This window comes from Sphingopyxis sp. SCN 67-31 (assembly GCF_001725095.1).
Genome location: NZ_MEFH01000154.1, coordinates 1 through 6,966, shown reverse-complemented (window position 1 = coordinate 6,966; position 6,966 = coordinate 1). Strand labels below are relative to the sequence as shown.

The 6,966-nt window shown below is 67.2% G+C and carries 6 protein-coding genes; all 6 read right to left on the bottom strand.

Annotation, left to right across the window (positions count from 1 at the left end):
- A partial coding sequence (locus tag ABS88_RS22280) for a GNAT family N-acetyltransferase (RefSeq protein ID WP_502686177.1) occupies nucleotides 1–612 on the bottom strand: 612 nt, incomplete at its 3' end.
- Between the two features lie 17 nt (nucleotides 613–629).
- A complete protein-coding gene (locus ABS88_RS22275) occupies nucleotides 630–1,490 on the bottom strand; it encodes an XrtA system polysaccharide deacetylase (protein WP_286750618.1) in 861 nt (286 codons plus the stop codon).
- Nucleotides 1,491–1,535: 45 nt separating this feature from the next.
- Nucleotides 1,536–2,693, bottom strand: a complete 1,158-nt coding sequence (locus ABS88_RS22270; RefSeq protein WP_286750617.1) for an XrtA/PEP-CTERM system-associated ATPase — start codon at nucleotides 2,691–2,693, stop codon at nucleotides 1,536–1,538.
- 23 nt (nucleotides 2,694–2,716) lie between these two features.
- On the bottom strand, nucleotides 2,717–4,453 hold the full coding sequence (locus tag ABS88_RS22265; protein ID WP_286750616.1) for a hypothetical protein: 1,737 nt from the start codon (nucleotides 4,451–4,453) through the stop codon (nucleotides 2,717–2,719).
- Nucleotides 4,450–5,466 carry an AAA family ATPase gene (locus ABS88_RS22260; RefSeq protein WP_286750615.1) on the bottom strand — a complete coding sequence of 339 codons (1,017 nt, stop codon included), beginning with the start codon at nucleotides 5,464–5,466 and terminating at the stop codon, nucleotides 4,450–4,452. Before ABS88_RS22260 ends, ABS88_RS22265 begins: the two co-directional genes overlap by 4 nt.
- A 14-nt stretch (nucleotides 5,467–5,480) precedes the next feature.
- The coding region (locus ABS88_RS22255; RefSeq protein ID WP_286750614.1) for an XrtA system polysaccharide chain length determinant at nucleotides 5,481–6,966 on the bottom strand (1,486 nt) is incomplete at its 5' end.

The window sequence follows — 6,966 nt, the reverse complement described above, 5'->3', positions numbered from 1 at the left end:
ATCGAACAGCGCCTTCGGAAAGACCGGCGTGCCGAGGTTGCGAACGCTCGTCGCGTAGATGCGGTAATGGTCGCGCCGCTCGGCGGCATCGCGCCCCGTGGTTACCGACAGATCGCCCGCCAGCGCCTTGCGCACTTCGGCGCGCTGCTTGCGCGGGACGGCGAGCAATTCGGCTTCGTCATCGGCGGCGAGGTCACGCGTGAAGCCGGCGTAGACATCATCTTCGCAGCGCCACCCCTCGCCTTCGGGCAGCGGACCCCCGCGCAGTTCGACCGACGGAACGCCGAGCGCGCGGGCCAGTTCGGCGGCACCCGTGGCCAGGGTGTCGGCGACCGCTGCATCGTCCGCCAGCAGTCCGCCGTCGACGGCGAAACCACTGCCGACCAGCGCCTGCCCGAACAGCGGCGAGCGGACATGGTGCAGCGGGACGAGCCCCGTCAGCGCGCCGTGCGCATCGCGCGCCGTGACGAGATGGCAGCGGTGACCCGTCGCCTTCGTGATCGCTTCGCACCAGGCGCGCGTATGAAAGGGCGTCGCATCGGGGTGCGCGGCGACATAGGCGTCCCACGCCGCCGCGTCCGCAAGCGGCGCACCGGCAAAGGCGTCGCTCATCGTTTTGACCGGTGCGTTCACGCCGCGGCGCGCCACGGCCGGGCGCGCTCCTGCTGCGCCGCGAGCAATGCATCGGCGCGCGTCCATTCGAAATCGTCGAGCAGCTTCTTCAGCTTGCCCGCCATCGCGGAGAGGCCAGTATAATGCCGGACCTTCGACCGCAGCGGCGCATCGGCGACGCGCGGCTGACCGGGATCGATCTCCCACGGGTGGAAATACAGGATCGCGGGATGCCCTTCGCGATTCATCCGCTCGACCGCCCAGCGCGTGAAACCATAGGGAAGCAGTCGCATGAAACCGCCCCCGCCCGCGGCAAGCGTCCGGCCCGCGACGCGTGCGGTCGTCACCGGCCATTCGATCAGCGCGCTGTCGGGAAGCGGCTGCCACGCATGGCGCGGGCTTTGCGCCCAGCCATAATGATCGTGCACCACCGGCGCGACGCTGCTCGAATAGGCATAGCCCTGTTCGGCAAGGACGACATGCGCCCAGGGCGTGCGCGCATCGACCGAAAAGCTGGGTGCGCGATAGCCGCGCACGGGCTGGCCGCCCAGATTTTCGAGGATGGCGCGTGTCTTTTCAAGGTCGGCGGCAAATTCGCCGGCCGTCATCTGGAACACGCGCTTGTGATCATAGCCGTGGCTCGCAAGCTCGTGCCCCGCATCGACGATCCGCCGGATCAGCGCGGGATAGCGTTCGGCGACCCAGCCGAGCGTGAAGAATGTGCCCCGAACCCCGGCCTCGGCGAACAGGTGCAAAACCGCATCGCAATTCGCCTCGACCCGACATTCGAGCGCCGGCCAGTCGGCGCGATCGATCGTGCGCTCAAAGGCGCCGACCTGGAACCAGTCCTCGACATCGACCGACAGGCCGTTCTGCATCGTCCATCACCTCTGCCGGTCGCATAGCCGAAATCGGCGCTGCCGTCAGGCCGCCCAAACCTGCGATTTTGCGGGGTTGGGGGCGTTTTCGGGATCGCGCTCGACCCATTCGATCAGCAGATCGAGAACCCGACGCAGCGCTTCATCCTGTTCGGCAATCCGCGTCTCGAGCGCCGAAATCTGCGCGCGCAGCGCATCGAACTGCGCCGTATCCTGCGGAGCCGCGACTACCGCTGCAGCAGCGTCCGTCGCGGGCGCCGCGAAGGGCGCGCGCTCTGCGCTTGCCACCGGCCATTCGTGCGGAACGGCGGCGTGCGGCGCGCTCGCCGTTGCGGCTTGCGCCACCACCTCCTCGACCGGCAGCGGCGCAAGGCTCGCCTCGTCGATGCCACGGTCCGATTCGATCTCGGCAATCACATTGCGGACATGCTGGGCGTTGATGCGGTTGAGTTCCTCGACCGCGCCGAACAGCAGCAGGCGGCTGACGAGGACGTTGAGCTTGCGCGGCACACCTTCGCTATAATCATACATCAGCTCGAAACTGTCGGGGCTGAAGCTCGGGTTGCCCGTCCAGCCCACCTTGCCGAGGCGGTGGAGGATATAGGGTTCGACTTCTTCGGGCTCCATCGGGTCGAGATGGTGGGTCGCGATCACGCGCTGGCGCAATTGTTCGAGCGTCGGCGAATGAAACAGCGTCTGGCGGAACTCGGGCTGGCCGAGCAGGAAGATCTGCAAAAGCGAATGGCCGCCAAGCTGGAAGTTCGACAGCATCCGCAGTTCTTCGAGCGCCGAGATCGCGAGATTCTGCCCCTCGTCGACGATCAACAGCGTGCGCCGCCCGGCGCGCGCCTGTTCGCGCAGATATTGCTCCATCGCGCGCAGCAGTTCGGCCTTGCTCTGCCCTTCCCATTCGATGCCGAATTGTTCGGCAACAAGGCGCAGCAGATCGTCGCCCTCGACCTGTGTCGACACCAGCTTGACCGCGGTCAGCCGGTTCGGATCGATCGTGTTCATCAGATGGCCGACCAGCGTGGTCTTGCCCGCGCCGACATCGCCGGTGATGACGATGAAGCCTTCGCCCTGCGCCAGCCCATAGCCAAGGTAGGACATCGCCTTGCGGTGCGTTCCGCTCTCGAAATAGAAAGCGGGATCGGGCGTCAGCTGGAACGGGCGTCCGGTGAAGCCGTAGAATTGATCGTACATCGCAGTAATCCCGTTGTGCTGGATCAGAAGTTGTAACGCAGACCGACGAGCGCCGATCCGATAAGCTGGCTGTTGAAGCCATCCTGGTCGAAGGCGTTGAGCCCCGCCGCCGCCGTTCCGGTCAGGCCGCGCCAGAAGCGCCGCGAATAGGCCGCCGAGATACCGGCCGACTGGACGTCGGACGCACCCGGCGAACCATTGTCGAAATAGTTGAGATAGCCCGAAATGCTGAGGTCCGACGAGGAATCGAGCTGGCGCCCGGCGGAGACGAAAAGATAATAGGCCTCGTCCACCGTGCCGTTGATCGCGCCGAGTACCGATCCGGTCGGCACCAGCAGCTTGCGGCGGTCGTATCCCGCACCGACACCATAGCTCCAGCGGCCATAGCGCGACGACAGGATCGCCTGCACGCCGCTGCTGCGGAACTGCGCGGTTGTCGTATTGGCAAGCTGCGGGGCAAGGCATCCGCCACTCTGCTGCCCGAAGACGCAGGCGTTCACATCACCGCTGATCGGATTGCGCGTCGGATCGAACTGCGTCGGCAGCGCCGACAGCCCGGTGGTCAGCCCACGCCCGAAGCTCGAAAGTCCGTCATACACGCCAAGCTGGAACAGCGTCCTGTCGTCGGGACGATAGGCGAAGCTGCCGGTATAGACCGTATCGCCATAGCGGCGGCCGACGCGTGCGGTCAGCGAGGTGCGCGGGCTCGGGCGCCACATCACGCCTGCATCCCAGATCAGCCCGTCGGTGTCGAACGAGAGCTGTCGGGGCTGCGACGTGTCGGTGACAAAGCGGCCGTTCGAATCGCGCACCGGCACCCCATTGGTGTCGAGCAGCGGATCGCGCTGGCTTATCTGGACCTTTTCATAGCCCACGCCGCCCAGCAAGGCGACGCTGGGGCTGATCGGCACCGTAACGTCCGCGCGGGCATATTTGCCCTCGAACCGCTGGTCGAGCTGATTGCTGTCCTCGCGCTCATAGCCGCCCGAAACCTGCCAGCCGAAGGGCAGATCGCCCGGACGCTGGCCGAGGCTGGCCCAGGCGACATGGTTCGTCGAGCTGTCATAGGCATCGCCGACCGGAACGCCCGGTGCGAGCACCGCGGGCGTATCGATGTCGACCTTCGTATAACCGAAACGATAGCCGGCTCCGAAGTCGAGGTTGCCGATGCGCTTGGTCAGCGTCGGACCGGCATAGATGGAATAGAGATTGGCGACATTGTTCGCGCCGCCGATGAACAGGCCGCTGTCGGCGCCCCGACCGTCGGCGCGCGCACGGGTCGCAAGCGCGCCGCCTTCGATATTGAAGCCCTGCATCAGTTCAAGGCGCGCCCGCGCGAGACCGCTGAGTACGTCGGCATCGCCAAGACCGCCCGATTCGCCAAAGCGATGTTCGTAGCGAATCGTGGCTGCCGCCTCGGCGCGGCGCGTCGCGATCACCGCATCGACCCCGGCCGCTACGGTCGTGTAGGTGAGCACGTCGCCGCCATTCTTGAGCTCGGCAGTGAGTACCTGGCCGATCTCGAGATAGGGGCTGACGTCGACCTGGCGGCGCTTCTTCTGCTTCTCGGCGCGCTTGCCGCCCTTGCGGTCGCTTTCGCCGGACGCCGCACCCGAAGCCGGGGCAGCATCGCTTGCGCCCGAGCCCGAGCCCGAGCCGCTGTCCTGCGACCATTGAGCCTGCGCGCCCGTCGCCGTGCCGGCGAGCAACAACGCCGCGATCGCGGCAGCACCGCGCAAATAAGTCCGGTCGCGCATCATGACGCGCCTCCCTGTCCGTAATAGGTGCCGAAGCGGCGGCCGCCCGGCGAGAATTTCACCCCGTTGAGGAGCAGCTGGATATGCGGGCAACCGCCCATCAGCCCGACCGCATCGCGCAGCGAGGATTCGAGCGTCTGATCGGCGCGCACCACGATAATGAGCTGGCCGACATGCCCCGCGAGCACCGCGGCCGGCGAGGCGGCGAGGACCGGCGGCGAATCGAGGATGATGATCCGCCCCGGCGCACCCTGTTCGAGCTGCGCGAGCAGCGTCTCGGTCCGGGCCGATGCGAGCAGTTCGGTGTCGTGCATATGCTGCGTTCCCGCAGGCATGACCTTCAGTCCCGGAATATCGGTCTGGATCAGGCAGTCGCCGAGCGGCAAGTGCGGATCGGCGAGCGCGTCCATCAGGCCCGGCCCATCAGCCAGCCCCAGCGTTTCGAGCACGCTGGGTTTGGCGATGTCGGCATCGATAAGCAACACGTCGTGATCGGCCTCGACCGCAAGGCTGAGCGCCAGATTGACCGCGGTAAAGGTTTTGCCCTCGCCCGGATTGGCCGATGCGATCAGCACGCGGTGACCGCGCGGCACGACGGGACGGTTGGCGGTGCCCGCGAAGTTGCGAATGATCTCGCGCTTCACGATACGATATTCTTCGGCGATGCCGGTGACAGGCGCGCCCGGCACGACCATCCCGCGCGCGGCGAGCCGCTCGCGATCGATCTTGCCCTGCCGGTTGGCGGCGATGGCAGGAGCGGCGCGCGCTACCTCCTTGCGCGGCGATGCCTTTGCCGCGGGCGCGGCTTCGACCGCCGGTGCCGGCGCATCGGGCGGCAGGATTTCGGGCTGCGGCGCTTCGGCAGCGGGCTTCGCCTTCTTCGCCTTGCGCTCGGGTTCGGGCGGAAGCTGCGAGACGTCGATCGTCGGCGCATGCTTCGCCGGATCAAGGCCGAACATGTCGGCCGCGCGTTCGAGCAGCGAGGGCTGGCGCTTGACGGGGCGTTGGTCGTTCATGTCCTTTTCCTCGCTCACGCGACCATGCCACGCTGGACGAACTCGGCGACCAGCAGCAGCGCATAGAGGCCGACGAGCGCCGCGCCCCCGCTGGCAAGCCAGACAAGCCGCTTGCGCCGCTCGACGTGCCGGTCGGGCGTCACGACCTCGGTGATCGATCCGATGACGGGAAGTCCGCTCGCGCGCTCGAGCTTCGCGGCGGTGGCATAGCTTGTGCGCACCTGCGCCAGGCCGAAAGCCGCGCCGATGCCGCCGCCAATCCCGGCGAGCAGGACGAGCGTCAGGAACAGCGGGCGATTGGGCGCCGCAGGGCTGGTCGGCTTCGACGGCGGATCGAGCAACTCGATCCGGATCGCGTCGGTTTCGGTCTGCACGTCGCCGCGCAGCCGCACCTGTTCGCGCTGCGCGAGCAGCTTGTCATACTGTGCCTTCTGCGCCGTATATTCGCCGTTGATCCGGTCATATTCCGCGGCAATGCCCGGGTTCTGGATCTGCTGCGAGGTGATGCGCGCGATGTCGCCAGTGAGCTGCGCCTTGCGCGCCGACAGCGCGCTGACGGTCGCCTGCCGCTCGGCGCGCATCGCGGCCAGCGACGAATAGGCGGGGTTCTGCATCCCGCCGCCACCGCCATTGCCTTCGCGGTCGGCCTGCGCCTTGAGCGAGGCGATCTGACTCTTGAGCGCGATCACATCGGGGTGCGCGTCGGTCAGCCCGCGTGCGCGCATCGATGCAAGCTCGTTCTGCGCGCCCGCAAGCTGCTGCCGCGCGACGCCGCCGCCAACACCGCCTGCGCCCGGCACCGTCGCGGGGGTCGAGGCGAGCTGGCCGTTGGCGGCCGCCAGCGCCGCCTGCGCCGCAACCAATTGTGTTTCGATCTGGCTGAGTTCGGCGCGCGCCGCATCGACGCGCTGGGCGGGCGATCCGGCGCCGCCCGGAATCAGGCCGATATTCTGCGCCTCGAACGCGGCGCGCCGCGCCTCGATCTCGCGCAGCGATTTTTCGCGGTCGGCGATCTGTGAATCGAGGAATTTCAGCCCCTCGCGCGCATCGACGCGGCCCCCGCGCAACTGATCGTCGCGAAAGACGGTGATCAGGCTGTCAAGCACACCGCTCGCCAGCTTGGCATTGTCGGCGTCCGACAGGCTGCCGATGCCGACGCTCGACGTGATTTCGAAGATATTGTCCTGCTGCGGCACGATCTTGATATTCTTTTGCAGCATCGCGACCGCGCCCGCTTTCTCGCGCTCGCCCGCACCCGCCGGGATCAGTCCGGTGGTCGTCGCGACCTTCTCCAGATTGCGCGCGCTGGTCAGCGTTTCGCGAATCTGGTCGATCTGCTGGCGCCCGCCAAAGGATCCGCCCTGCGCATCGTCGGGCAGGATCTGGTTCACATCGACAAGCAGGCGCGCGCGGCTGTCATAGCGGTTCGGGATCGACGCGATCGCCAGCCAGCCGAGGATGCAAATGCCCCAGGCGACCGCGAGCACGAGCCAGCGCCGC